The following is a 23,908-nucleotide window of genomic DNA, read 5'->3' on the forward strand; positions in this document are numbered from 1 at the left end:
CACCGCGGAGCGCCAGCGGAGCGGAGAAACGGCCTGTCGGCCGCAACGGGGGTTCCAGGGGGTCGCCCCCCTGGGAAATACTGCATACTGGTAGGCGGCTGGGAGATTGCCGATCCGCGTTTTGACCCGCGCGTGCGAGCACGGGTATCCTGCGGGTTTGTTGTATGCGTCGACGCCTGTTCGGGCGGGAGACGAATCGCAACGACGTGTCGGTGCGCCCCGAGCGCGTCCGTCCCAGGGACGGGTGCGTGTGTCACGGGCCCCGGCCTCCCGGAGCGCCAGGTCGGAGATCCAACAGTCCTGATCGGCGCGAGCAGGATATCCGCTGTGAAGTCGACGAGAAACGAAGGCTGACGACCGTGCGCACGTACACCCCTAAGCCCGCTGACGTACAGCGTCAGTGGTACGTCATCGACGCGACCGATGTCGTGCTGGGCCGTCTCGCCAGTCAGGTCGCGCAGCTGCTTCGGGGTAAGCACAAGCCCATCTACGCCCCGCACCTCGACACCGGTGACTTCGTGGTCATCGTGAACGCCGAGAAGGTGGCGCTGTCGGGCAACAAGCTGGAGCAGAAGAAGGCCTACCGGCACTCGGGCTACCCGGGCGGTCTGCGCTCGATGGCCTACGGCGACCTGCTGGCCAAGCACCCCGAGCGGGCGGTCGAGAAGGCGATCAAGGGCATGCTGCCCAAGACCTCCCTCGGCCGGAAGATGTTCGGGAAGGTGAAGGTCTACGCCGGTCCGGAGCACCCGCACCAGGCGCAGAAGCCGGTCCCGTTCGAGATCACCCAGATCAGCCAGACCGCGAAGTAGCGCGGACGCGCGACCGCGCGCGCCGCAGAGGCCGCCGGGGCGCCCGGGATCACCGGGCCTGCCGCCCTGGCCAGAACACCACCTGAGGAGAAGCGTGACCGAGTCCACCGAGACGCCCGCCGAGGGCGCCGACCTCGAGTCCTTCGAGGACGCTCCGTCCGAGTACAGCACCGAGACCCCCGAGGCCGCCGGCGAGAGCTTCCTGGGCCAGCCGGTCGCCACCGGCCCGGCCGCGGGCACCGGCCGCCGCAAGCAGGCCATCGCGCGGGTCCGGATCGTCCCCGGCACCGGCCAGTGGAAGATCAACGGCCATACGCTGGACGAGTACTTCCCGAACAAGGTCCACCAGCAGATCGTGAACGAGCCGTTCGTGCTGCTGAGCCTGGAGGGCCAGTTCGACGTGCTGGCGCGGGTCAACGGCGGCGGCACCACCGGCCAGGCCGGCGCGCTGCGCCTCGGGATCTCCCGCGCGCTGCAGTTCGCGAACATCGAGCACCGCCCGGCGCTGAAGAAGGCCGGGTTCCTCACCCGCGACGCGCGGGTGCCGGAGCGCAAGAAGGCCGGCCTCAAGAAGGCCCGCAAGGCTCCGCAGTACAGCAAGCGCTGATCGACGGCACGAGCCGCCGCATCCCGTGGCTTTTCCGCGCCCGCCCCGCACGGGCGGCGCACCGGGTGCGGCGGCTCGTCCGCGTTCGCAGGGCCCGGCCCACTAGATTTGACCGCAGGGGCGGACGGGGCGCGCACCCGTTCCGGACCGCCCGCGCGGTCTTTTTCGTCTTTCCGGGAGTTGAACTGTGGCTCGTCTGTTCGGGACCGACGGCGTGCGAGGGCTCGCCAACCGCGACCTGACCGCCCCGCTGGCCATGGACCTGTCCGTCGCGGCGGCGCGGGTCCTCGGCGAGCAGGGCGCGTTCCGGGGGCACCGGCCGATGGCGGTGGTCGGGCGCGACCCGCGGGCCTCGGGCGAGTTCCTGGAGGCGGCGGTGGTGGCCGGGCTGGCGAGCTCGGGCGTGGACGTGCTGCGGCTCGGGGTGCTGCCGACGCCGGCGGTCGCGCATCTGACGCACGAGCTGGCCGCCGACGTCGGGGTGATGCTGTCGGCGTCGCACAACCCGGCGCCGGACAACGGGATCAAGTTCTTCGACAACAGCGGCTACAAGCTGCCGGACGAGGTCGAGGACCGGATCGAGGCGCGGCTCGGCGCGGCGTGGGAGCCGCCGACGGGCGCGGGCGTCGGCCGGGTCCGGGAGGCGCACGGCGCGGTCGAGCAGTACGTGGCGCACCTGCTGGGGACGGTGCCGGTGTCGCTGGACGGGCTGCGCGTGGTGGTGGACTGCGCGAACGGCGCGTCCAGCGAGGTGGCGCCGGAGGCGCTGCGCCGCGCGGGCGCCGAGGTGATCACCATCGGGACGGCGCCGGACGGGCTGAACATCAACTCCGGCTGCGGGTCGACGCATCTGGAGGCGCTGTGCGCGGCGGTCCGCGAGCACGGCGCGGACGCGGGGATCGCCAACGACGGGGACGCCGACCGGTGCCTGGCGGTGACGGCGTCGGGCGAGGTGGTGGACGGCGACCAGATCATGGCGATCCTGGCGCTGGACCTGCGGGAGGCGGGCGCGCTGGCGGCCGGCACGGTGGTCGCGACGGTGATGTCGAACCTCGGCTTCAAGCTGGCGATGCGGGAGGCCGGGATCGCGGTCGTGGAGACCGCCGTCGGCGACCGGTACGTGCTGGAGGCGATGAAGGACGGCGGGTTCGGCTTCGGCGGCGAGCAGTCCGGCCACGTGATCATGCTGGACCACGCGACGACCGGGGACGGCGTGCTGACCGGCCTGCACCTGCTCGCCGCGATGGTGCGGCGGGGCCGTCCGCTGGACGAGCTGGCGAAGGTGATGACCCGGCTGCCGCAGGTGCTGATCAACGTCAGGGGCGTCGACAAGGGGCGCGCGAAGACCGATCCGGCGCTGGCGTCGGCGGTCGCGGACGCGGAGGCCGAGCTGGGCGAGACGGGCCGGGTGCTGATCCGGCCGAGCGGCACCGAGCCGATGGTGCGGGTGATGGTGGAGGCGGCGTCGCACGACCAGGCGCAGGCCGTCGCCGAGCGCCTGGCCGGTTCCGTCCGCGACCTCCTGGGGTAGCCGGGGCGGGCGCCTGGATCAGGGTTCGTCGATCTCCAGGCGCCCGACCTTGAGGTGCCTGATCTCGACGGTGCCGGCCTCCAGATGGCCGATGATCGCCCGCTTCACCACGAGCTTGCCGATCGCGACGGCGCCGATGGCGATCGCGCCGAGCGCCATGGAGCCGATGGCGAGGGAGCCGAGGCCGTTGCCGAGGCGCAGGGTGAGGCCGGTCGCGGACGCGCCGGTCACCTCGGCGCCGGTGGCGCGGGCGCCGACTCCGCGCTCGGTGCGGACGCGCGGCTTGTCGGGGTTCTCTTCGTCGGGGCGGTCGGGTTCGTTGCTCATTGGACGAGCATATTGGGGCGGCCCGGCGTCACCCGCCGCACAGTTCGAGCATCTTCTGCTTGTCCGCGGAGGTCACGGGCAGCTTGTACTTCACCGACACCTGCGCGATGCGGACGGCGTAGGAGCACCGGACGCGCTTGTTCGGCGGCAGCCATGACGCCGGGCCCGAGTCGCTCTTGGCGCCGTTGAGCGGGCCGTCGACGGGGATGAGGTTCAGCGGGTCGTTGGCGATGGACTCGCGCTTGTCCTTCGTCCACCGCGACGCGCCCATCTGCCAGTCGTACGACAGCGGCATCACGTGGTCGATCTGGATGGTGGTCGCGTGCGACTTCTTCCAGTGGATCGTCTTGCCGGAGTAGGGGTCGTCCAGCGTGAGCGACATGATCACGCAGTTCGACCCGGACCGGTAGTCGATGTCCTGCCCGTCGCGTTTGAGCAGGTCGTTGCGGGTGTCGCAGCCGTTGTGCGCGAACGGGACGTCGGGCGCGCCGTCCATCCAGGCGTAGCCGAACTCGTCGCGGTCGTAGCCGGTCTTCGGGCCGCGTCCCTTGGTGTCGACCTTCTCGATGAGGGCGCGCGCCTTGGAGCGGTCGCCGGAGGAGGTGATGGCGGCGAGGCCGGGCTTGGTGCCGTCGGGGTTGTCTAGCGGGCTGACCGCGTGCCCGTCGTTCGCCGCCGGCCCGGATCCGCCGCTCTTGGAGCCGGTCGGGTCGACCGCGCTCAGGTCCCCGCCCTTGCAGCCGGAGGCGGCGAGCGGGACCGCGACGACGAGCACCGCCGCGGCGAGGGCCGTCCGGCCCCGGTCCCGCCGAACCCGTTCCCAACGCGTCATGCCGTCACCACCTGGAAGTTTTCTGTCGTCTTTCACCCAGAAGCGGGTAAATAAACGATCAAATCGTACGGACTCGCGTCGGCGCCACGTTCACCGGGCTTTTACGGCAGCATGTGGCGGGTGCTGCACCTGAGAGCGATCGTCCCGCCGGACCGAACGGACGCCGTGTGCGCGGCCCTGTCGGACTGCGCCGGCGCCACGAACGTCGTCGTCTTCCCCGGCGCCGCGCGCTCTCCGCGCGGCGACCTCGTCCAGGCCGACATCGCCCGCGAGTCCGCCAACGAGGTGCTCGACGCGCTGCAGGCGCTCGGCATCGACAAGGACGGGTCCATCGCGATCGAGAACATCGACCTGTCCATGTCGGAGGTCGCCGAGCGGGCCGAGCGGCGGGCGCCGGGCCACGGCGACGACGCGGTCGTCTGGGACGAGTTCGACCGGCAGGTCACCGAGGGGACGATCCTCACCTGGTCGTTCATCGCGTTCCTCGCGCTGGCCACGCAGTTGGCCGCGATCGCCGCGCTGATCGACTCGCCGGTCCTGGTGGTCGGCGCGATGGTGCTCGGCCCGGAGTTCGCCGCGGTCGCGGCGATCTGCTACGGGCTGTTCCGGGGCCAGCCGCAGCGGATCTGGCAGGCGGTGAAGGCGCTGGTCATCGGGTTCGCCGCCGCCATCGTCATCACCTACGTGTGCGCGCTGGTCAGCAAGCGGATCGGCGTCATCGAGACCGACCGGCTGCCCGCGCACCGGCCGCTCACCGCGTTCATCTACAGCCCGGACCGCTGGTCGTTCATCGTCGCGCTGCTGGCCGGCGCCGCCGGGGTGCTGTCGCTGACCGCCGGGAAGTCCTCGGCGCTGGTCGGGGTCTTCATCTCCGTCACCACCGTGCCGGCGGCCGGCAACCTCGCGGTCGCGCTGGCGCTCCGGCACGGCACCGAGATCACCGGGTCGCTGGAGCAGCTCGGCGTCAACTTCGCCGGGATGATCATCGCGGGGACGGTGACGCTGTTCCTGCAGCGGGCCGTCTGGAGCGTGGTCCTCCGCCAGAGGGGCCGATCGGCGGCCGAACGGTCGACTTAAGGCGCATCGGCGTAGCACCTAAGGGTGACGCCGCGGCTCCGCACAGCCGCTAGGTTCGGGGACATGCCGATTATCGCCACCCAGGGCCTGACGATGAGGTTCCCCCGGGTGACCGCCCTGGACGACCTGACGGTCGCCGTCGAGCCGGGCGTGGTCGGGCTCGTCGGCGCCAACGGCGCCGGCAAGTCCACGCTGATCAAGATCCTGCTCGGCCTGCAGCCCCCGTCCGCCGGCACCGCGACCGTGCTGGGCATGGACATCGCCCGCGAGGGCGTGCGGATCCGCGAGAGCGTCGGGTTCATGCCCGAGTACGAGTGCCTCCCGCCGGACGTGTCCGCGACGGAGTTCGTCGTGCACATGGCGCGGATGTGCGGCCTGCCGCCGACCGCCGCGCGCGAGCGCGCCGCCGACACCCTGCGCCACGTCGGGCTGTACGAGGAGCGCTACCGTCCCATCGGCGGCTACTCGACCGGCATGCGGCAGCGGGTGAAGCTGGCGCAGGCCCTCGTGCACGACCCGAAGCTGGTCTTCCTGGACGAGCCCACCAACGGCCTCGACCCGGCCGGGCGCGACGAGATGCTCGAGCTGATCCGGCGCATCGGCGCCGAGTTCGGCATCAGCGTGCTGGTCACCTCGCACCTGCTGGGCGAGCTGGAACGCGTCTGCGACCACGTGGTCATCATCGACGGCGGGAAGCTGCTGCGCTCCCAGGCCGTCGAGGCCTACACCGCCGAGAGCGGCGTGCTCACCGTCGAGGTGGACGAGGGCCGCGACCGGCTCGGGCGGCACCTGCACGACCAGGGCGTGTCCGTGCACCCGGAGGGCCGGTTCCTGGTCGTCGACATCGCCGGCGAGACGACCTACGACCTCGTCCGGGACGGCGTCGCCGACCTCGGACTGCGGCTGATCCGGATGGAGCAGCGCCGCCACCACATCGAAGAGGTCTTCCAGACCGTGCCCGCCCAGACCGTCCCGCCCGGCCCGCTGGGACCGCCGGGGGCCGCCGGTCCACCCGGGCCGCCGGGGGTGCCGCCGCCCGCGCCGCCGGGGCCGGGCGTCCCGTCCGTCCCGATGCCGCCCGGCGCTCCGCAGGGAGGCCCGCGATGAGCACCAGCACCATCCACGACATCGGCTACCGCCACTACGAGGGCCGCCGCAGCGGCCGCGCCTACGTGATGCGGTCGCTGTACGTGCACAACCTGCGCGCCGCCTTCGGCCTCGGACGGCCCGCCCGGACCAAGGTGATGCCGTTCCTGCTCGCCGCGATCATGCTGCTGCCGGCCGCCGGGTCGGTCGCGGTCGTCGCGGTCGCCAACCGGCCCGAGGCGCTGATCCGCTACTCCTCCTACGCGGTGACGCTCCAGGTCATCATCGCGATCTTCCTGGCCACGCAGGCGCCGGTGCTGGCGTCCCGGGAGATCCGCTTCCACGTCGTCCCGCTGTACTTCTCCCGCCCGGTCGGCCACCTCGACTTCGTGCTGGCCAAGCTCGGCGCGCTCGCCACCGCGCTGTTCGCGCTGATGGCGGTGCCCGTCACGGTGCTGTACATCGGCGGCCTCGTGACGAAGGTGCCCGGCTCCTGGCACCAGTTCCTGCACTACCTGGCGGGCCTCGCCGGCTGCGTGGTGTTCGCGCTGGTGCTCGCCGCGATCGGGATGGTCGTCGCCGCGTTCACCCCGCGCCGCGGCCTCGGCGTCGCCGCCGTCATCGCCGTCTACATGGTCACCAGCGCGTTCACGCTGATCATCCAGGGCATCGCCGAGCACCAGACCAACTTCACCCTGGCCGGCTGGATCGGCGTCCTCGCCCCGTTCAACCTGGTCGACATCGTCCAGGTGCGGCTGCTCGGGCAGCAGCGGTCGGCGGTGGACGTGCCGTCCGGCACGCTCAGCGGCGTGGTCGCGCTCGCGCTGTGCGCCGCCATCGTCGTCGGCTCGGTCGCGGTCCTGTACCGCCGGTTCCGGAAGGCGGGGCTGTCATGAGCGGAGCGAACCGGGGGGCGTGGGGGGTCGTCCCCCCTCGAAGGAGCAGGGCATGAGCGAGATCAGGCTGGAGAAGGTCTCCCGCTGGTACGGCAACGTCGTCGCCGTCAACGGCGTGTCGATGACGATCGGCCCGGGCGTCACCGGGCTGCTCGGCCCGAACGGCGCCGGGAAGTCCACGCTCATCCACATGATGGGCGGGTTCCTCGCCCCCTCCTCCGGGACGATCACCCTGGACGGCGATCCCATCTGGCAGAACCCCGGCATCTACCGGCGGCTCGGGCTCGTCCCCGAACGCGAGTCGGCCTACGACTTCCTGACCGGCGAGCAGTTCGTGCTGTCGATGGCGAAGCTGCACAAGCTGCCCGACCCGAAGGCCGCCGCGCGCCAGGCCATCGACCGGGTCGAGATGGCGTACGCGGCGGACCGGACGATCGGCAACTACTCCAAGGGCATGAAGCAGCGGATCAAGATGGCGTCCGCGCTCGTGCACGACCCGCCCGTCCTGCTGCTGGACGAGCCGTTCAACGGCATGGACCCGCGCCAGCGCCTCCAGCTGATGGACCTGATCACCCGGATGGCGGACGAGGGCCGCACGATCCTGTTCTCCTCGCACATCCTGGAGGAGGTCGAGCGCCTCGCCGGGCACATCGAGGTGATCGTCGCGGGCCGGCACGCCGCGTCCGGCGACTTCCGCAAGATCCGCCGGCTGATGACCGACCGGCCGCACATCTTCCTCGTCCGCTCGTCCGACGACCGCGGCCTCGCCGCCGCGGTCATCGCCGACGGCTCGGCCCGCAGCGTCCAGCTCACCGAGAAGGGCCTGCGCGTCGAGGCGGTCGACTTCCAGCGCTTCACCTGGCTGCTCCCGCAGGTCTCCCGGGACGCCGGCGTGCGGCTGTGGGAGGTCTCCCCGGCCGACGAGTCCCTCGAAAGCGTCTTCTCCTACCTGGTGGCACGGTGATGCTCCGATGAACGGCACGATCGCGATGATCACCTTCCGGGCGATGCTCGGCCGGCGGCGCGCGCTGCTCCTGCTCGCGCTGCCGCTGCTGCTGGTGGTGCTGGCCGTGGTGCTGCGCTGGACCGGCCAGAACGACCTGGACGTCTCGGCGAACGTGCTGCAGAAGTTCGGCCTGGCGACGCTGCTGCCGCTGCTCGCGCTGATCGCCGGCACCGGGGTGATCGGCCCCGAGATCGACGACGGCCAGATCATGTACGTGCTGACCAAGCCGATCCCGCGCCAGGTGATCGTGCTGACGAAGCTGGCGGTCGCGATCGTCCTGGTGGCGGCGTTCTCGGTCGTCCCGACCCTGCTGGCCGGGCTGGTGCTGACCGGGACGACCGCGCAGCTCGCGCCCGCCTTCACCGTGGGCGTGCTGGTCGGCGGCGTCGCCTACAGCGCGGTGTTCGTCGCCCTCGCGGTGATGAGCCGCAACGCGGTGACGATCGGGCTGCTGTACGCGCTGGTCTGGGAATCGCTGCTGGGCAGCTTCGCGCCCGGCGCGAAGTCGGCGTCCATCCAGCAGTGGGCCCTGTCGGTCACCGACGCCCTGACGCCCGCCTCGCCGGTGACCTCGTCGGTCGACCTCGGCGTCGCGATCCCGCTGCTCGTGATCGTCACGGTGGGCGCCGCGTTCCTGGCGGCCTTCCGCCTGCGCTCCCTGACGATCGCCAGTGCGGAGTAGGGGCGAGACGGGGACGGGAATCTCGCGCCGCGGCCTGCTCGGTGCCGTGGGGCTGGCCGCCGCGGGCGCGGCGGGCTGCGGCGCACCGGCCGGAGACGGCGGCGGCTCGCCGCAGGCCGGCCACGTCACCGCGCCGCCTCCGGAAGGGGTTCTCGGCGCGAACTTCAACGGCGACCCGAGCACAATGACGTTCGCCGAACTCCAGGCGGTCTCGGCGACCTGGCTGCGCGGGTTCTTCCCCATGCCCGACGCGGAGCAGGGACCGCCGGAAGGCCGGCCCGCGATCGGGGCGCTGCTGACGGCCGCTGGCAGGGGATACGGGACCGTCCTGTCGCTGAAGTTCCCCTTCGACCGCAGGCCCCTCCCCGTCCCCGGCAGTACCGCGATGGCGGCCGAGCTCCAGCGTCTGGACAAGGTGCTGCCGGTCGTCCTGAACCGGGTCGACATCCTGGCGATCGGGAACGAACCGTTCATCGAGACCCGGGCCGCCGACCGAGGCGACCGGCTCAACGACTTCTACGAGACCATCGCGCGGCACGTCACCGCCTACCGGGCCGAGCACTTCGGGGACAAGTGCAAGACCCGCCTCTACATGGGCGCTCTGAACCACCTCGACCGGCCCGCGTGGCGTACGCCCGCCGCCGAGCGGTGGATGAGGTTCGTACGGGAAACGCCGTCCATCGACGGCGTCGACATCCATCCGCACCTGCCGGCTCCCGCCGCGGGCCAGCGCTACCTCGACTACGTCCTGCCGCGGATGCGTCCCGAGCAGAGATTCCTGGCTACGGAGTTCTCGCTGGTACTCCTCTGGAAGAAGCACTTGAGCGATCCCGTGGCCCCCGCCTTCGCCGACCGCTACTCGGTGCCTCGCGGTACGCCGGTGTGGCGTGTGCTGAAGAACGCGATCGACCACCCCTTCCCGCAGCGGCAGTGGGACGACCTCCTGGCGATGAGCCCCTGGTTCGCGGCCCACAGGACCTTCCTGTGGGAGCAGATGGACCGCTTCCGCCGGACGGGCCGGCTCGCCGTCGCGACCTACGGAGTGGGCCAGGACGCCGCGATGGTGCGCGACTTCGGCCCGGACAAGACCCCGTGGCTGCTCAACAGCCTCTTCTGCCCGTACACCGTCCAGCCCTCCGGCGGCCTGCCCGGACGGAACCGTGCCTGGACCGACGCGTTCCGCGCCCTCCAGCACACCTGACCCGTCCGGCCCAGTGCGGTGTGCACCGGACCGGCCTCGCGTGCCAGCGCAGGCTTGGTGCGCCGCGCGGCTGGACGAGCTCACCGGCGGGCTGGACCGGCTGCCCGACCCGCGCGACCGCCTCAAGGGCCTCATCGAGGCCTGGATGAGCGGCCGCGACGTCGCCGCCCGCTATGGCAGCCCCACCGGCACGCTGGCCGTCGAAGTGGACAAGCGTGCCGACGGCACCCTCGACGCGGAGGCCGGCCGGGTGATCCGGCTGCTGCTCGCCTGGCCCTGCGCGACCCCGAGATCATGACCCGCGAGGGCGCCCGGCTCGTCCACTGGCTCGACTCCCTGACCCCGGACGCCCCAACGCCCTGAGCCCGCAGGCACGGAAAACCAGGTGCCCCTCCCGGGCCCAACCTGGTAGTTCTGCGCCATATGGACGACCTCGTAACCGAACGGCTGGTTCTGCACCCCTTCACCGTCGCCGAAGCGGAGCGGCTCGTGGAGCGCGGCCCCGCCCCGGACGGCGGCTACCCGATGGACATGGACATCGCGGGCGCCCGGCGCTACCTGGACGTGTGCGCCGCCGCCGGCGACCCGCAGCCGTTCGGGGCCTACGAGATCCGGCTCCGCGACGGCGGACGCGCGATCGGCGGCGCGGGCTTCCACGCGGCCCCCGACGCGCACGGCACCGTCACGGTCGGATACGACCTGGTCGCGGCGGCGCGGGGCCACGGCTATGCCGCCGAGGCGTTGCGCGGCCTGCTCCGCTTCGCCCGGGAGCGCGGCGTCGCGTCGGTGAAGGGCGACACCGACCGCGGCAACCTCGCGTCCCAGCACGTCATGTCCGCCGCCGGCATGCGGCCGGTCGCCGAGGACGACGCCCGGAAGTACTACGAGATCACCTGGCCGGCCACGGCCCCCGCGTCAGGCTGAGGTCTCGGGCTGCTCGGCGCGGCCGAAGGCGCCGGGGCCCGCGTGGAACAGCCCGATCAGCAGCACGCCGACGGCCGCGGCCCCGAACGCCCAGCCGGGATGCCGCCCAGGATCGGACCAGTGGACGAGCAGCGCCGCGAGGACGAGCCCGGCCCAGCCGGCGACGAGGTTGGGCAGCGGGCCGTTGCCGGTGAGGTTCGGGTAGCGCTCACGCGTGATGCCCCGGACGAAGTGCGGGAGGGCGTTACCGCCCAGCACCCCGCCGAGGCCGCTGAGAAGGATCGTCTGCCACATCGGATACTCCCTGGTTCTGGCCGGTCCGGTGGTCGAGGAGCGGGAGGAGCACGTCGTCGACCAGGTGGTGGACGAAGGCGTCGTCGAGCGGTTCGCCGGCGACGAAGAGACGGGAGAACAGCATCGACGAGCTGATCTCCGTGAACAGCGCGTCGTCGACCCTCGCCGGGAGATCCCCGCGGTCGGCGGCGCGCGCGATGACCGCGCCGAACATCGCGTGCTTGTCGCGGACGAACCGGGCCCGCACCGCGTCGGCCAGCGCCGGGTCGCGGTGCATGGCGATCATCAGGCCGAGGATGAGCGCGGCGTCCTGCGCGAGCAGGCCGTCGCGCATCAGCCGCAGCACCCCGAGCAGGTCGTCGCGGAGGACTCCGGTGTCCGGCGGCGTCAGCGCGGCGGGCCCGGCATGGCCGCGCACCGCCGCCACGACGAGCTCCGCCTTGCCCGGCCAGCGCCGGTAGATGGTCGCCTTGCTGGCCTGGGCGCGCGCGGCGATCGCGTCCATGGTCATCCGGTCGTAGCCGATCTCCGCGACCAGTTCCAGCGTGGCGTGCAGGATCGCCTCCTCGCGCGCCGCGCCCCGTCCGTCCGGCATGTGCGGGCTCCTTCGAAACGAAACGGTTTCGTACACTAGTCGCGACCGGGCCGGCCGCGCAACGGCAGCGGGGTGTCATGGATTTGTGATCTTGGTGGACTTCCGGGAGGTGGTGCCGTCCGGGGAAGATCAGGCACCCGTTTCGGTCCGGAACCAGGAGGCCCGATGCGCCCCTACGCGCCCGAGATCCTCAGGCCGCCGCGCGCGGCGGCGCTCGTGGCGATCGCGGGGCTCGCCGCGAACGCGCTGCTGATGATCGCCCTCGCCGGGCTCGGCCTGTGGACGAACGCGCTGCTCGACGATGAGGGCCTCACCTCGCGGACCGCGGACCTGCGCAACGGCCTGATGACCGGGGTGTTCGCGCAGCTGGGGCTGATCGTCCTCACCGGGGTCGCCGTGGTCGTCTGGCTGTGGCGGGCGCGCACGGCCGCCGAACTCATCGAGGAGCCCGAGGGCTGGGGCCGGCCGTGGGTGATCGCCGGCTGGTTCGTGCCCGTGCTGAACTTCTGGATCCCGCGCAACGTCGTCGCGTCGGTGTGGCGCGCCAGCGCTCCGCCCGCATCGGCCTGGCCGGTCAACGCCTGGTGGGCGGCGTTCGTCGCCTGGGTCCTGGTCGGCCGGCTGGGCGACGGGGACCCCAGCGGGACGGCCGGGCACGTCCACCAAGAGATCACCCTGTACGTGATCTCTTGGGCCTTCGGCATCGTGGCGGCCGTGCTGGCCGCGGTGGTCGTCTGGCGGATCACCCGGTTCCAGGAGGCGCAGGCCGTGCGGCTCGCGCAGGCCGCCGCGGCCTCGGCGGCACCGGCGGCTCCGGACGCCGTCGCGTCAGATCCGGCGTAGCCGGACGCGCTGGACGGCGTGTTCGCGGTCCTTGTGCAGGACGAGGGTCGCGCGGGCGCGGGTCGGGAGGATGTTGGAGACGAGGTTGATCTCGTTGACGTCCCGCCAGACGCGCTTGGCGAACGCGGCGGTCTCGTCCTCGTCCAGTTCGTGGGCGTACTTGTGGAAGTAGGAGCGCGGGTCGGTGAACGCGGTGCGGCGCAGCGCGAAGAGGCGCTCGATGTACCACTGCATGATGTCCTCGACCCGCGCGTCCACGTAGATCGAGAAGTCGAAGAAGTCGGACACGCCGAGGGTGCCGGGCGGCGGGGCCTGCAGCACGTTCAGGCCCTCGACGATCAGGATGTCGGGCCGCCGGACGGTCTGCACCGCGTCCGGGACGATGTCGTACTCCAGATGGGAGTAGACCGGGATCGCCGCCTCCGCGGCCCCCGCCTTGATCGACGAGACGAACCGGACCAGCGCGCGGCGGTCGTAGGACTCGGGGAAACCCTTCCTTTCCATGATCCCGCGCTCGTTAAGGATCGCGTTCGGATACAGGAAACTGTCGGTGGTGACGAGTTCCACGCTCGGATGGTCGGGCCAGCGGGCCAGCAGCGTCCGCAGCAGCCGCGACGTGGTGGACTTGCCGACCGCGACGCTCCCGGCGACGCCGATGATGAACGGGGTCGGGGCGACCTCGCCGCCGAGGAAGCCGCTGACGGTGTCGCGCAGCCGCCCGTCGGACTGGAAGAACAGGTTGAGCAGCCGGGACAGCGGCAGGTAGACCTCCTCGACCTCGGTGATGTCGATCGGGTCGCGCAGGCCGCGCAGGGCGTCCAGCTCACCGGGGGTGAGGGGCAGCGGGGTGCTCTCGCGCAGCGCCCGCCAGGACGCGCGGGAGAGTTCCACGTAAGGGGTCGGCACGCTGTCCCATCCGCTCGTCATGGCCTGAACGGTAATCGCAGGTTCAGGCGGGTCTCCGGGTTTTCACCGGGCGTCCAACCTAGCGCCACCCGTCTACGTCCCTTGCAGGTAGGTCCGGTGGGGCGCACCGAATAGAGTTGCCGCCATGTGCGGAATCGTGGGGTACGTAGGCGGCCGTCCCGCGCTCGACGTCGTGGTCGACGGGCTGGCCAGGCTGGAGTACCGCGGCTACGACTCGGCCGGGGTGGCCGTGCTGGCCGGCGGACGGCTGGCGACGGCGAAGCGCGCGGGCAAGCTCGTGAACCTGAAGGAGGCGCTGGCGGAGGAGCCCCCGCCGGCCGGGACGCTCGGCATGGGGCACACGCGGTGGGCGACCCACGGGCCGCCGAACGACCGCAACGCGCACCCGCACACCGACTGCACCGGGTCCGTCGCGGTGATCCACAACGGCATCATCGAGAACTTCGCGGCGCTGCGGGCCGAGCTGGAGGACGGCGGGCACAAGCTGAGGTCCGACACCGACACCGAGGCCGTCGCGCACCTGCTGGAGGACGAGCTGGCGGCGGTGGACGGCAACGCCCAGGACGGCCTCGCGGACGCGATGCGCCGGGTGTGCCGCCGGCTGGAGGGCGCGTTCACGCTGGTCGCGGTGCACACCGGCGACGAGGACCTGGTGGTCGGGGCGCGCCGCAACTCGCCGCTGGTGGTCGGCGTCGGGCAGGGCGAGAACTTCCTCGCCAGCGACGTCGCGGCGTTCATCGAGCACACCCGGGACGCGATCGAGCTGGGCCAGGACCAGGTCGTCGAGCTGCGCTCCGGCGGCGTGACGGTCACCGACTTCGACGGCCGGCCCGCCGAGGTGACCGAGTACCACGTCGACTGGGACGTGTCCGCCGCCGAGAAGGGCGGCTACGACTACTTCATGCTCAAGGAGATCGCCGAGCAGCCGCGCGCGGTCGCCGACACGCTGCTCGGCCGGATCGGCGCGGACGGCCGGCTGCACCTGGACGAGATGCGCATCACCGACCGGGAGCTGCGCGAGGTCGACAAGATCATCATCGTGGCGTGCGGCACCTCGTACCACGCCGGGCTGATCGCCAAGTACGCGATCGAGCACTGGGCCGGGCTGCCCTGCGAGGTGGAGCTGGCCAGCGAGTTCCGCTACCGCGACTCGATCCTGTCGCCGACGACGCTGGTCATCGCGATCTCCCAGTCCGGGGAGACGATGGACGCGCTGATGGCCGTCCGGCACGCCCGCGAGCAGAAGGCGAAGCTGCTCGGCATCTGCAACGTCAACGGCTCGACGCTGCCGCGCGAGTGCGACGGCGTGCTCTACACCCACGCGGGCCCGGAGATCGCGGTCGCCTCGACCAAGGCGTTCCTCACCCAACTCGTCGCGGTCTACCTCATCGCGCTCTACATCGCGCAGGTGCGCGGCACCAAGTGGGGCGACGAGGTGTTCGCGATGGTGCAGCTGCTGGAGCGGATGCCGGAGAAGGTCGACAAGGTCCTGGAGACGATGGAGCCGGTCCGCGAGCTGGCCCGGTCCCTGGCCGGCGAGCGGTGCGTGCTGTTCCTCGGCCGGCACGTCGGCTTCCCGGTGGCGCTGGAGGGCGCGCTGAAGCTCAAGGAGCTGGCGTACATGCACGCCGAGGGGTTCGCGGCGGGCGAGCTGAAGCACGGCCCGATCGCGCTGATCGAGCAGGGCCTGCCGGTCGTGGTGATCGTGCCGGCGCGGGCCCGCGACGTCCTGCACGACAAGATCGTCTCCAACATCCAGGAGATCCGCGCGCGGGGCGCCCGCACCATCGTGATCGCCGAGGACGGCGACACGTCGGTGGAGCCGTACGCGGACACGCTGATCAGCGTCCCGGCCGTCCCGACGCTGCTACAGCCGCTGGTGACGACCGTCCCGCTGCAGGTGTTCGCCTGCGAGCTGGCCACCGCCAAGGGCCACGACGTGGACCAGCCCCGCAACCTCGCCAAGTCGGTCACCGTCGAGTAGCCGTCGACCCGGGGCGGAGGAGGCGAACGCCTTCTCCGCCCTTTTCGCGCCCGTCCCGCCCCGGTGGGCGCGGGCGAGCGGAGTGATATTCCCGTTCGATTCTGAGAATCTCAGTAAATGCAAGTTTCAGTGCAAGTCGAAGGCCCCCCGCCGGACGGCCGCGACGAACCGGCGCCATTCCCGGGGGGCGAAGTCCAGGCGCGAATCGTCGGCCGCACCGGCGCGTACGGAGACGATTCCGTCGTCCTGCCCGGCCACTTCGACGCACGTGCTGTTCGCCCCGCAGCGGGTGCTCTTCCTCCAGCGGGGGGACGGCGTGGCATGGAAACTCATCCTGGCTCCCGAATCGGAGACGCATTCTGCTCACGGCGGCGCTGCCGGTGCCAAGAACAAGGTAACAAGAGTCGCCGGAAATGCCGATGATCGGCGGATGGTCCGTGCGGGCGCGATCCGGTGCCGCGCAGTGACGGCCCGCCCCGGCGTACGCCGACGCGGGCCCTCGATCTTCCTTCCTGGAACCCGGGTCAGCGGGCCAGGTCGAACTCGCCGGCCTTGGCGGCGGCCGTGAACGCCCGCCACTGCGCGGCGGAGAACGCCAGCACGGGGCCGGCGTCGCCGTCGTAGGCGTCCCGAGCGGCGACCGCGCCGCCGCGCAGGGCGCCGATCTCGACGCAGGCGCCGTTGCCGGCGCAGCGCGCGCTCTTGCGCCAGCCGGTCGCGCCGACCGCGGACGGGACGGTTTCGGACGTCATTTCGAACGAGGACACGCGTGGGCCTTCTTTCCTGGTTTATGCATCGCCACAGTGGGCGGTGTCAACGCCAGACGGCCCGCGCTCGCGCGATGTACTCCACGGACTCGGCGCTGCCGAGCGCGACCCGTGCCATTCCCTCGAAGGCGAGCCGATACATGTGCGTGATCTTCTCGTCGATGAACTGGCTGACCGTTAGGCTTTCCGTGTGAACGATGTCCGGAAAGACCACGTCGTGAACCGGGTCGAACTCCAGCAACTGGAAAGACGCCTCCATCAAAGGATGGGCGACCCCCAGCCGCATGATGCGCAGAGTCACGTTCGGCAATTCGGCGATCGAGCGGAGATGGTCGAGCTGCGCTCGCATGACCGCGGGATCGCCGACGAGGCGCTGCAGCACGGACTCGTCCAGCAGGACGGTGTATTCGACAGGTTCTGCTCTGCGCAGGATCCCCTGGCGGCGCATCCGCACCTCGACCCTGCGGTCGATCTGCCGCGGCGGAACGGTGTCGAAAAGATGCAGCCCGGAGATCGTCGCCCGTGCGTACGCCTCGGTTTGCAGGAGGCCCGGAACGATGTAGGTCTCCCATTGCGTGATCTTGTTCGCTTCGTCTTCCAGTGCGATCAGTGCGGAGTAGCCGCCGGGAAGCTCCCGATAACTCTCCCACCAGCCCTTCTCGGAAGCATCGTGTGCGAGGGCGATCAGCTCGGTTCGGTGGGATTCGGCGATGTCGTAAAGGTCGATGAGCGCGAGGATGTCGTCGATCTTCGCGCCGGTACGCGCGTTCTCCAGCCGGCTCACCTTGGCGGTCGACCAGGCCAGCCGCTCGGCGACATCGTCTCCGGTGAGTCCCTTCTGTTCCCTGAGCCGCCGGAGTTCGGCGGCGAGCCTGCGCTGCCGGACGGTGGGACCCCGGAACGGGCTCATGTCACCGGAGGCACCCCGCGACGCGATCACCGTTCCGACCCCCTTCCGTGCGGGGAGCGGCCCCGTCGCAGTGTGCCGCACCGGGGCCGCCCGGCGCTGCGTGTTGGCTGATCATTTTACGGGTTTTTCCGAACCCCCGCCGCACTGCAACTTCCGGGAAAACACACGCTAACTCACCTTTCGGCCAGCGCACCATGAACCGGACCCGGCGAACGCGCGCCATTGCCGCGCCGATTGCGCCGAGCCCGCCCGTTCATGCCCGTTCGCGCCCATGCGCGCCCGCCCGTTCGCGTCCGCCCGGTTACGGGACGGGGCGGCGTGGCAGGGTAAGTGATGTGATCGTCGGGACGGCGCGCTTGGGGAGCAGCGGATGAGGTACGCGCACGAGGTCGGCAAGGTGCGGGCGGCGGAAAGCGCGCTCATGGCGCGGCTCCCCGAAGGCGCGCTGATGCAGCGGGCCGCCGCCGGACTGGCGGCCGTCTGCGCCCGCGTCCTGCCCACCGTCTACGGGTCTCGCGTAGTGCTGCTGGTCGGCGGCGGCGACAACGGCGGCGACGCCCTCTACGCGGGCGCCCGGCTGGCCCGGCGCGGCGCCCGGGTGGACGCCGTCCAGGCCGGCTCCAAGATCCACGAGGGCGGTCTCGCCGCGCTCCGCGCCGCCGGCGGCCGCCTCCTCGGCGGCGACCCCGCCGACGCGATCGCCGGCGCCGACCTCATCGTCGACGGCCTCACCGGCATCGGCGGCGCCGGCGCCCTCCGCGACCCGCACGCCCGCCTCGCCGCCCTGGCGTCCGAGGCGACCGGCCTCGTCGTCGCCTGCGACGTCCCGAGCGGCGTCGACGCCGGCACCGGCCAGGTCGCGGGCGACGCCGTGCACGCCGACGTCACCGTCACCTTCGGCACCCACAAGCCCGGCCTGCTGATCGACCCCGGCGCCTCCTACTGCGGCGTCGTCGAACTCGTCGACATCGGCCTCGGCGACGACCTCCCCGACCCGGACGTGGTGGCCGCACGCCCCGCCGACGTCCACCCGCCCGAGCCCGGCCCCGAGTCCGACAAGTACCGGCGCGGCGTCGTCGGCATCCTCGCCGGCGGCGACGAGTACACCGGTGCCGCCGTCCTCAGCACGGGCGGCGCGGTGCGCGGCGGCGCCGGGATGGTCCGCTTCGCCTCCGTCGCGCACCCCGTCGAACTCGTCCGGCACCGCTGGCCCGAGGTCGTCACCACGGTGATCGAGCCCGGCCCGCACGACGCGAAGGTCCTCGAACGTATCGGGCGCGTCCAGGCGTGGGTCGCCGGACCCGGCCTCGGCACCGGCGACGCCGCCGAGTCGCTGCTGGAGGCCGTCCTGTCCACCGACCTGCCCGTCCTGGTCGACGCCGACGGCCTCACCGTCCTCGCCCGCCGCCGCGGCCTGCTGCTCCGCCCCGCGCCGACCGTCCTCACCCCGCACGCGGGCGAGCTGTCCCGCCTCATCGACGCCTCCCGCGAGGACATCGAGGCGGGCCGCCTGGAGCACGTCCGCCGCGCCGCCGCCGAACTGTCCGCGACCGTCCTGCTCAAGGGCTCGACGACGCTGGTCGCCGAGCAGGACCGGCCCGTCCGGGTGAACCCGACCGGCACCCCGCGGCTGGCCACCGCCGGCACCGGCGACGTCCTGTCCGGCCTGATCGGCGCCCTGCTCGCCGGCGGCATGCTCGCCCTGGACGCGGCCGCCGCCGGCGCCTACCTGCACGGTCTCGCCGCCCGCCTCGCCTCCGCCCCCCACCCCGACGCCGCCGAGTCCCCGATCAGCGCCTACGACGTCGTCACCGCCCTCCCCGAGGCCTTCCGCTGTGTTTAAAGAATCCCGGCCCAGGGCGCTCGCCCAGCGGCTCGCGCCCTGACCGTGATTCGGCGAGCGCGACCTCGCTTCGCGAGCTTCCCGGCGAGGCTCGCCTTCGGCTTCGCCTCGCCGGTCAGATGACGCGCTCGCGTGGTGGGCGCGGTGTTCGCGACGGCGTGGCACAGGGCTGGCGGGTCGTGCGGGCCTTGGGCTGAACCGTGTGGGGGACAAGGGCGTCAAATGGGGAAACGGGCGTGCGGGGGCGTGCTCGTCGGGGGACGGTGCCCGGCCGGGGATGCTCCGGGCACGGCACTGGGAACGGCAGACTGGGTGACCATGAGGGTTCCTGCGGAGGCGCGCGTCGATCTGGACGCCATTGCCGGGAACATCGGGCTGCTGCGCGAGAAGGCGGGCGGCGCCGAGGTGATGGCGATGGTGAAGGCCGAGGCGTACGGACACGGCCTGGTGGAGGCGGGGCGCGCGGCGCTCGCCGGGGGCGCGACGTGGCTGGGCGTGGCGAAGCTGGCGGAGGCGCTGGCGCTGCGGGACGCGGGGGTGGACGTCCGGACGCTGGTGTGCCTGGGCGTGCCCGGCGAGCCGTACGAGCAGGCCGTGGCGCGCGACGTCGACCTGACCGTGGGCGCGTTGTGGCTGGTGGAGGAGCTGGTTCAGGCGGCGCAGCGGGCGGGGCGCCCGGCGCGGGTGCACCTGAAGGCCGACACGGGCATGACGCGGGGCGGCGCGCGCGGGCAGGACTGGCACGACCTGGTGGACGCGGCGCTGAAGGCGGAGGCGGCCGGGCATCTTCGGGTCGTGGGGGTGATGTCGCACTTCGCGTGCGCGGACGAGCCCGGCCATCCGTCCATCGGCACGCAGATCGGCGCGTTCACCGAGATGGTGGAGCACGCGGAGAAGGCGGGCGCGCGGCCGGAGGTCCGGCATCTGGCGAACTCGGCGGCGGCGCTGACGCTGCCGGAGGCGCGGTTCGACCTCGTACGGCCGGGTATCGCGACGTACGGGCTGACGCCGATCCCGTCGCTCGGTACCTTCGGACTGCGGCCGGCGATGACGCTGGTCGCGGACGCGGCGCTGGTCAAGCGGGTTCCGGCGGGCAGCGGCGTGTCCTACGGCCACACCTACTTCACCGCGCGCGAGACGAACCTCGCCGTGGTGCCCGCCGGGTACGGGGACGGCATCCCGCGGCACGGGTCGAACGTGCTGGAGGTCCTGGCGGCCGGGCGCCGCCGGACGATCGCCGGACGGGTCTGCATGGACCAGTTCGTCATCGACCTCGGCGACGACGAGCTGGCGCCGGGGGAGGAGATCGTGCTGTTCGGGCCGGGCGACCGGGGCGAGCCGACCGCGCAGGAATGGGCGGACGCGCTCGGCACCATCTCGTATGAGATCGTCACCCGGATCGGGTCCCGGGTGCCGAGGGTCTACGGGGGACGGCGGGGGGCGTGAGCATGGACGTCAGGAACAGACGCCGGATCGGCATCGCCGGGGCCGTCGCGGGCGTCGGCGCGGCCGGGATCGGCGCGGCGGTGGGGCTGCGGCGGCTGGCGGTGGGCCGCGTGCGGCTGCGTCCGGATCCGGACGCCGACGAGCCGTTCGGCGAGCTGCGCGGCAAGGAGCTGACCGTCCGCGCCTCCGACGGCCTGGAGCTGCACGTCGAGGTGGACGGCCCGGACGACGCCGATCTCACGGTCGTGTTCTGCCACGGCTACTGCCTGAACCGGGACTCCTGGCACTACCAGCGCCGCGACCTGCGGGGACGGCTGCGGATGGTGTTCTGGGACCAGCGCAGCCACGGCCGGTCGGGGCGCAGCGACCCGGCGAACGCGACGATCGAGCAGACCGGCGAGGACCTGCACGCGGTGCTGGAGGCGGCGGCCCCCACCGGGCCGGTGATCCTCGCCGGGCACTCGATGGGCGGGATGTCGATCATGGCGCTGGCGGACGCGCGTCCCGAGCTGTTCGGGCCGCGCGTGGTGGGGGTCGCGCTGGTCAACACCTCGTGCGGCGACCTGGCGGAGATGACGCTCGGGCTGCCGCTGGTGCTGGCCAAGGTCGTCCGGCCGCTGGCGCCGCGCACTCTGCGCGGCCTCGGGCGGCGCGCCGACCTGGTGGACCGGGCGCGCGGGCTCGGCGCCGACCTGGCGTTCGTCGTCACCCGCAAGATGGCGTTCGCCGACAAGCACGTCAGCCCCACGGTGGTCGACTTCCTGGAGCAGATGATCAGAGCGACGCCGATCGACGTGATCGCGGAGTTCTACCCGGCGCTGATCGTGCACGACAAGGTGGGGTCGCTGGAGGCGCTCGGACGGGTGCCCGCGCTGGTGCTGGTCGGCGGGCAGGACCGGCTGACCCCGCCCGCGCACGGCCGCCGCGTCGCCGGGGCGCTGCCGGACGCGGAACTGGTAGAGGTGGACGAGGCCGGGCACGTGCTGCCGCTGGAGTACCCGGGCGTGGTCACCGGCGGGCTGCGCCGGCTGATCGACCGCGTCCGCCCCGGCTGCCTGGAGCCGGGCCGCGTGGAGGACGAGGAGGAGCGCACGGCATGAGCAATGCGAACCGGGGGGCCGTTCCCCCGCCGGGGGCTCCCGTGAGCGGGATGACCCTCACCGTCGCGACCGACGGGGACATGCGCGAGCTGGGTGTCCGGCTGGCCGGGTCGCTGCGGCCCGGTGACCTGGTGGTGATGACGGGGCACCTGGGCGCGGGCAAGACGACGCTGACGCAGGGGATCGGCGAGGGCCTGAAGGTCCGCGGGCCGGTCACCTCGCCGACGTTCGTCATCGCGCGGGTGCACCCGTCGCTGGCCGGCGGACCCCCGCTGGTGCACGTGGACGCCTACCGGCTGGGCGGTTTCGCGGAGCTGGACGATCTCGACCTGGACGCCTCGCTGGCGGAATCGGTGACGATCGTGGAATGGGGAGAAGGGCTCGCGGAGGGCCTTGCCGACGACCGGCTGGAAGTGATCATTTCGCGCGGGGACGGGCCCGGCGAGACGCGCGAAGTAAGGATCGAAGGCGTCGGTGATCGCTGGCGCGACCTGCCCGGCGACCTGGACTGAGAAGGATCGGAGATCTTCTCCGATTTTCGTAAGTGCCGCCGGACCACTTTGCTGTGAGATGTCGTACTCTTTGCCGGAACGAACCTCACCTTCACGACATATCAGAGATTTCCGCAAAGCAGGAGTGGGATCCGGTGAGTGGCAGCCATCGCAGCGGCGACGACCGCACGAGGGACGGCGAGTACGGGCCGTACCCGGGGCAGGACGGCCGCCGTGCCTCGGGCACGGGCGGCCACCCGGCGAGCGCCGGGGACCGTGGGACCGGCTCCGGCGGTCACCCGTCCATGCCCGGTTCCGGCGGCTACCCGTCCGCGCCCGGCCCCTCCACGCCCGGCTCCGGCGGTTACTCGTCCACGCCTGGGTCCGGCGGTTACCCGGCGGCGCCCGGCTCCGGTGGCTATCCCTCGGCCGCAAGCGGCTATCCCTCATCGGGAACCGGGGGCTACCCGGCCGTGGGCGGGCCCTCGTCCGCGAGCGGCGGCTACAGCACCGGCGGATACCCCACCGGCCAGTACTCGACCGGCGGATACCCGGCCCAAGGCGGCGACGGGCCCGCCGAGAGCGGCCGCTACTCGACGACCGGCGGCTACCCCACCCCCGCCGGTGGCGACCCCTACTCCGCCGACAGCGGACGGTACTCGACCGCTAGCGGCGGGTACTCGTCCGAAAGTGGCCGGTACCCGGCGTCCGGCGGCTACCCGGCCGAGAGCGGCAGCTACCCGATCGGCGACTACGGAACGGGCGGCAGCTACGAGACCGGGTCCGGCAGCGGCAACTACCCGGCCGACAGCGGCGGCTACTCCGCCCGGCGGGACGTCTACGACACGGGCAGCGGCGACTACCGGTCCGGCAGCGGCGACTACGGGACCGAGAGCGGCGGATACCGCTCGGGCAGCGGCGGATACGCCTCCGGCAGCGGCGGCCACCGGGCCGGCAGCGGCGGATACAAGACGGGCAGCGGCAGCCATCGGGTCGCCCGCGAGCGCCGCGGCGGCCGGCGCGGCGCGATCCTGCTGGCGGCGGGCGGCGCCGCGGCGGCGTGCGCGCTGGCGGTGTTCCTCCTGCTGAACGGCGTCGGCGGCGGCGCCGAGCACGGCACGGGCCAGGCCGTCGGCAGCGGGGCCGACAGCTCCCCGACGGCGAGCGGCGAGCGCTCGGCGGTGCCCGACTCCTGCTCCGTCCTCGGCAAGGACCTCATCGACCGGCTGGCCCCCGGCGCCGAGCAGAACCCGGCCGACAACTACCAGAACAACGACCAGCAGAACGGCTGCGTCTGGGGCGCCTACGCCGGCGACAACAAGCGGCAGCTCACCGTCGAGCTGCGCGCGATCGCCGGGACGTCCGCGCAGACCCCGACCGCCGTGGCGCAGAGCACCATCGCCGCCGAGCGCGGCGCCGACGAGTCCGGCAAGTCGCTGCTCGCGGGCCAGGAGCTGACCGAGAAGGGCGACCTCAAGGGCGTCGGCGACGAGGGCTACCAGGTCTACAGCGTCGACAAGGGACAGGGCTCCGGCGAGGCGATCACCAACGTGCGGCTCGCGAACGTCCTGGTGACGATCCACTACTCCGGTTCCGACGACGGCGATCCGCTGTCGTCCAAGGCCGCCGGCGACGGTGCCGCCGAGGTGGCCAAGACCGTCCTGCAGGCGCTCGACAAGGCCTGATCCGCCGGGCCGGGGCCGGGCCGGGCCCGTGAGCGCGGTGCC

At 72.3% G+C, this 23,908-nt stretch carries 26 protein-coding genes; 18 read left to right on the forward strand and 8 right to left on the reverse strand.

The features are described 5' to 3' along the window. The first annotated feature begins 359 nt into the window (after positions 1-359). The 3 genes from rplM (at position 360) to glmM (ending at position 2,950) form a co-directional block, all read left to right on the forward strand. Positions 360-812, forward strand: a complete 453-nt coding sequence (gene rplM, locus ABD296_RS38635; RefSeq protein WP_344279457.1) for a 50S ribosomal protein L13 — start codon at positions 360-362, stop codon at positions 810-812. A 94-nt stretch (positions 813-906) separates the two neighbouring features. Then, entirely contained in the window at positions 907-1,419 is a 513-nt protein-coding gene (gene rpsI / locus ABD296_RS38640; RefSeq protein WP_344279460.1) for a 30S ribosomal protein S9, read from the forward strand. Between the two features lie 187 nt (positions 1,420-1,606). Beyond that, the gene (gene glmM, locus ABD296_RS38645; RefSeq protein WP_344279464.1) at positions 1,607-2,950 is read left to right on the forward strand and encodes a phosphoglucosamine mutase; all 1,344 of its coding nucleotides are present in this window, start codon (positions 1,607-1,609) and stop codon (positions 2,948-2,950) included. Between the two features lie 18 nt (positions 2,951-2,968). On the opposite strand, the gene ABD296_RS38650 is transcribed toward glmM, so the two are convergent. Continuing rightward, a complete protein-coding gene (locus ABD296_RS38650; protein ID WP_344279467.1) occupies positions 2,969-3,277 on the reverse strand; it encodes a hypothetical protein in 309 nt (102 codons plus the stop codon). A 28-nt stretch (positions 3,278-3,305) separates the two neighbouring features. Then, positions 3,306-4,109, reverse strand: coding sequence for an HNH endonuclease family protein (locus tag ABD296_RS38655; protein WP_344279470.1), 804 nt, complete (start codon positions 4,107-4,109; stop codon positions 3,306-3,308). A gap of 120 nt (positions 4,110-4,229) precedes the next feature. Between ABD296_RS38655 and ABD296_RS38660 the strand changes: the two genes are divergently transcribed. From ABD296_RS38660 to ABD296_RS38695, 8 genes are all read left to right on the forward strand, one after another. After that, positions 4,230-5,186, forward strand: a complete 957-nt coding sequence (locus ABD296_RS38660) for a DUF389 domain-containing protein (protein ID WP_344279473.1) — start codon at positions 4,230-4,232, stop codon at positions 5,184-5,186. 63 nt (positions 5,187-5,249) lie between these two features. Next, on the forward strand, positions 5,250-6,293 hold the full coding sequence (locus tag ABD296_RS38665) for an ABC transporter ATP-binding protein (RefSeq protein ID WP_344279476.1): 1,044 nt from the start codon (positions 5,250-5,252) through the stop codon (positions 6,291-6,293). Next, positions 6,290-7,168 (forward strand): ABC transporter permease, encoded by an 879-nt coding sequence (locus ABD296_RS38670; protein WP_344279479.1) that lies wholly within the window; start codon positions 6,290-6,292, stop codon positions 7,166-7,168. Before ABD296_RS38665 ends, ABD296_RS38670 begins: the two co-directional genes overlap by 4 nt. A gap of 52 nt (positions 7,169-7,220) precedes the next feature. Further along, positions 7,221-8,132: an ABC transporter ATP-binding protein gene (locus tag ABD296_RS38675; RefSeq protein ID WP_344279482.1), complete on the forward strand. Its 912-nt coding sequence runs from the start codon at positions 7,221-7,223 to the stop codon at positions 8,130-8,132. Between the two features lie 7 nt (positions 8,133-8,139). Next, a complete protein-coding gene (locus ABD296_RS38680) occupies positions 8,140-8,856 on the forward strand; it encodes an ABC transporter permease (protein WP_344279485.1) in 717 nt (238 codons plus the stop codon). Beyond that, a complete protein-coding gene (locus ABD296_RS38685; RefSeq protein ID WP_344279488.1) occupies positions 8,846-10,057 on the forward strand; it encodes a hypothetical protein in 1,212 nt (403 codons plus the stop codon). Before ABD296_RS38680 ends, ABD296_RS38685 begins: the two co-directional genes overlap by 11 nt. Before the next feature lie 40 nt (positions 10,058-10,097). Further along, entirely contained in the window at positions 10,098-10,355 is a 258-nt protein-coding gene (locus ABD296_RS38690; protein WP_344279491.1) for a hypothetical protein, read from the forward strand. Positions 10,356-10,480: 125 nt separating this feature from the next. Next, positions 10,481-10,981: a GNAT family N-acetyltransferase gene (locus tag ABD296_RS38695; RefSeq protein WP_344279494.1), complete on the forward strand. Its 501-nt coding sequence runs from the start codon at positions 10,481-10,483 to the stop codon at positions 10,979-10,981. Here ABD296_RS38695 and ABD296_RS38700 read toward each other — a convergent pair. Together ABD296_RS38700 and ABD296_RS38705 are read right to left on the reverse strand one after the other, a co-directional pair. Then, positions 10,973-11,275 (reverse strand): hypothetical protein, encoded by a 303-nt coding sequence (locus ABD296_RS38700; protein WP_344279497.1) that lies wholly within the window; start codon positions 11,273-11,275, stop codon positions 10,973-10,975. The two genes, ABD296_RS38695 and ABD296_RS38700, sit on opposite strands and share 9 nt — an antisense overlap. Further along, a complete protein-coding gene (locus ABD296_RS38705) occupies positions 11,226-11,870 on the reverse strand; it encodes a TetR/AcrR family transcriptional regulator (protein ID WP_344279500.1) in 645 nt (214 codons plus the stop codon). Before ABD296_RS38705 ends, ABD296_RS38700 begins: the two co-directional genes overlap by 50 nt. Positions 11,871-12,035: 165 nt before the next feature. On the opposite strand from ABD296_RS38705, the gene ABD296_RS38710 reads away from it, so the two are divergent. Beyond that, on the forward strand, positions 12,036-12,713 hold the full coding sequence (locus tag ABD296_RS38710; protein WP_344279503.1) for a DUF4328 domain-containing protein: 678 nt from the start codon (positions 12,036-12,038) through the stop codon (positions 12,711-12,713). Here ABD296_RS38710 and coaA read toward each other — a convergent pair. After that, a complete protein-coding gene (coaA, locus tag ABD296_RS38715; RefSeq protein WP_344279506.1) occupies positions 12,699-13,640 on the reverse strand; it encodes a type I pantothenate kinase in 942 nt (313 codons plus the stop codon). The genes ABD296_RS38710 and coaA overlap by 15 nt on opposite strands. A 124-nt stretch (positions 13,641-13,764) precedes the next feature. On the opposite strand from coaA, the gene glmS reads away from it, so the two are divergent. After that, on the forward strand, positions 13,765-15,624 hold the full coding sequence (gene glmS / locus ABD296_RS38720) for a glutamine--fructose-6-phosphate transaminase (isomerizing) (RefSeq protein ID WP_344279509.1): 1,860 nt from the start codon (positions 13,765-13,767) through the stop codon (positions 15,622-15,624). A gap of 126 nt (positions 15,625-15,750) precedes the next feature. On the opposite strand, the gene ABD296_RS38725 is transcribed toward glmS, so the two are convergent. The 3 genes from ABD296_RS38725 to ABD296_RS38735 form a co-directional block, all read right to left on the reverse strand. Next, on the reverse strand, positions 15,751-15,957 hold the full coding sequence (locus tag ABD296_RS38725) for a DUF397 domain-containing protein (protein ID WP_344279512.1): 207 nt from the start codon (positions 15,955-15,957) through the stop codon (positions 15,751-15,753). 191 nt (positions 15,958-16,148) lie between these two features. After that, positions 16,149-16,391: a DUF397 domain-containing protein gene (locus ABD296_RS38730; RefSeq protein ID WP_344279515.1), complete on the reverse strand. Its 243-nt coding sequence runs from the start codon at positions 16,389-16,391 to the stop codon at positions 16,149-16,151. Between the two features lie 46 nt (positions 16,392-16,437). Next, positions 16,438-17,301 (reverse strand): helix-turn-helix domain-containing protein, encoded by an 864-nt coding sequence (locus ABD296_RS38735; protein ID WP_344279518.1) that lies wholly within the window; start codon positions 17,299-17,301, stop codon positions 16,438-16,440. A gap of 370 nt (positions 17,302-17,671) precedes the next feature. On the opposite strand from ABD296_RS38735, the gene ABD296_RS38740 reads away from it, so the two are divergent. From ABD296_RS38740 to ABD296_RS38760, 5 genes are all read left to right on the forward strand, one after another. Continuing rightward, the gene (locus ABD296_RS38740) at positions 17,672-19,144 is read left to right on the forward strand and encodes an NAD(P)H-hydrate dehydratase (RefSeq protein WP_344279520.1); all 1,473 of its coding nucleotides are present in this window, start codon (positions 17,672-17,674) and stop codon (positions 19,142-19,144) included. A gap of 318 nt (positions 19,145-19,462) precedes the next feature. Further along, complete coding sequence (gene alr, locus ABD296_RS38745) at positions 19,463-20,590, forward strand: alanine racemase (RefSeq protein ID WP_344279522.1); 1,128 nt, start codon at positions 19,463-19,465, stop codon at positions 20,588-20,590. Between the two features lie 2 nt (positions 20,591-20,592). Further along, the gene (locus tag ABD296_RS38750) at positions 20,593-21,690 is read left to right on the forward strand and encodes an alpha/beta fold hydrolase (RefSeq protein ID WP_344279525.1); all 1,098 of its coding nucleotides are present in this window, start codon (positions 20,593-20,595) and stop codon (positions 21,688-21,690) included. 50 nt (positions 21,691-21,740) lie between these two features. After that, the gene (gene tsaE / locus ABD296_RS38755) at positions 21,741-22,202 is read left to right on the forward strand and encodes a tRNA (adenosine(37)-N6)-threonylcarbamoyltransferase complex ATPase subunit type 1 TsaE (protein WP_344279556.1); all 462 of its coding nucleotides are present in this window, start codon (positions 21,741-21,743) and stop codon (positions 22,200-22,202) included. 134 nt (positions 22,203-22,336) lie between these two features. Beyond that, positions 22,337-23,866: a hypothetical protein gene (locus tag ABD296_RS38760; RefSeq protein ID WP_344279529.1), complete on the forward strand. Its 1,530-nt coding sequence runs from the start codon at positions 22,337-22,339 to the stop codon at positions 23,864-23,866. The last annotated feature ends 42 nt before the right edge of the window (positions 23,867-23,908 follow it).

It is taken from the genome of Actinomadura napierensis, assembly GCF_039529375.1.
Taxonomy (GTDB): Bacteria; Actinomycetota; Actinomycetes; order Streptosporangiales; family Streptosporangiaceae; genus Spirillospora; species Spirillospora napierensis.

Bases quoted from the DNA above. Each gene is read 5' to 3' on its own strand.
- ABD296_RS38650 (WP_344279467.1), bottom strand. From the start codon at position 3,277: ATGAGCAACGAACCCGACCGCCCCGACGAAGAGAACCCCGACAAGCCG.
- ABD296_RS38655 (WP_344279470.1), bottom strand. From the start codon at position 4,109: ATGACGCGTTGGGAACGGGTTCGGCGGGACCGGGGCCGGACGGCCCTC.
- ABD296_RS38665 (WP_344279476.1), top strand. From the start codon at position 5,250: ATGCCGATTATCGCCACCCAGGGCCTGACGATGAGGTTCCCCCGGGTG.
- ABD296_RS38670 (WP_344279479.1), top strand. From the start codon at position 6,290: ATGAGCACCAGCACCATCCACGACATCGGCTACCGCCACTACGAGGGC.
- ABD296_RS38675 (WP_344279482.1), top strand. From the start codon at position 7,221: ATGAGCGAGATCAGGCTGGAGAAGGTCTCCCGCTGGTACGGCAACGTC.
- ABD296_RS38680 (WP_344279485.1), top strand. From the start codon at position 8,140: ATGAACGGCACGATCGCGATGATCACCTTCCGGGCGATGCTCGGCCGG.
- ABD296_RS38695 (WP_344279494.1), top strand. From the start codon at position 10,481: ATGGACGACCTCGTAACCGAACGGCTGGTTCTGCACCCCTTCACCGTC.
- ABD296_RS38700 (WP_344279497.1), bottom strand. From the start codon at position 11,275: ATGTGGCAGACGATCCTTCTCAGCGGCCTCGGCGGGGTGCTGGGCGGT.
- ABD296_RS38705 (WP_344279500.1), bottom strand. From the start codon at position 11,870: ATGCCGGACGGACGGGGCGCGGCGCGCGAGGAGGCGATCCTGCACGCC.
- ABD296_RS38710 (WP_344279503.1), top strand. From the start codon at position 12,036: ATGCGCCCCTACGCGCCCGAGATCCTCAGGCCGCCGCGCGCGGCGGCG.
- coaA (WP_344279506.1), bottom strand. From the start codon at position 13,640: ATGACGAGCGGATGGGACAGCGTGCCGACCCCTTACGTGGAACTCTCC.
- glmS (WP_344279509.1), top strand. From the start codon at position 13,765: ATGTGCGGAATCGTGGGGTACGTAGGCGGCCGTCCCGCGCTCGACGTC.
- ABD296_RS38725 (WP_344279512.1), bottom strand. From the start codon at position 15,957: ATGAGTTTCCATGCCACGCCGTCCCCCCGCTGGAGGAAGAGCACCCGC.
- ABD296_RS38735 (WP_344279518.1), bottom strand. From the start codon at position 17,301: ATGAGCCCGTTCCGGGGTCCCACCGTCCGGCAGCGCAGGCTCGCCGCC.
- ABD296_RS38740 (WP_344279520.1), top strand. From the start codon at position 17,672: ATGAGGTACGCGCACGAGGTCGGCAAGGTGCGGGCGGCGGAAAGCGCG.
- alr (WP_344279522.1), top strand. From the start codon at position 19,463: ATGAGGGTTCCTGCGGAGGCGCGCGTCGATCTGGACGCCATTGCCGGG.
- ABD296_RS38750 (WP_344279525.1), top strand. From the start codon at position 20,593: ATGGACGTCAGGAACAGACGCCGGATCGGCATCGCCGGGGCCGTCGCG.
- tsaE (WP_344279556.1), top strand. From the start codon at position 21,741: ATGACCCTCACCGTCGCGACCGACGGGGACATGCGCGAGCTGGGTGTC.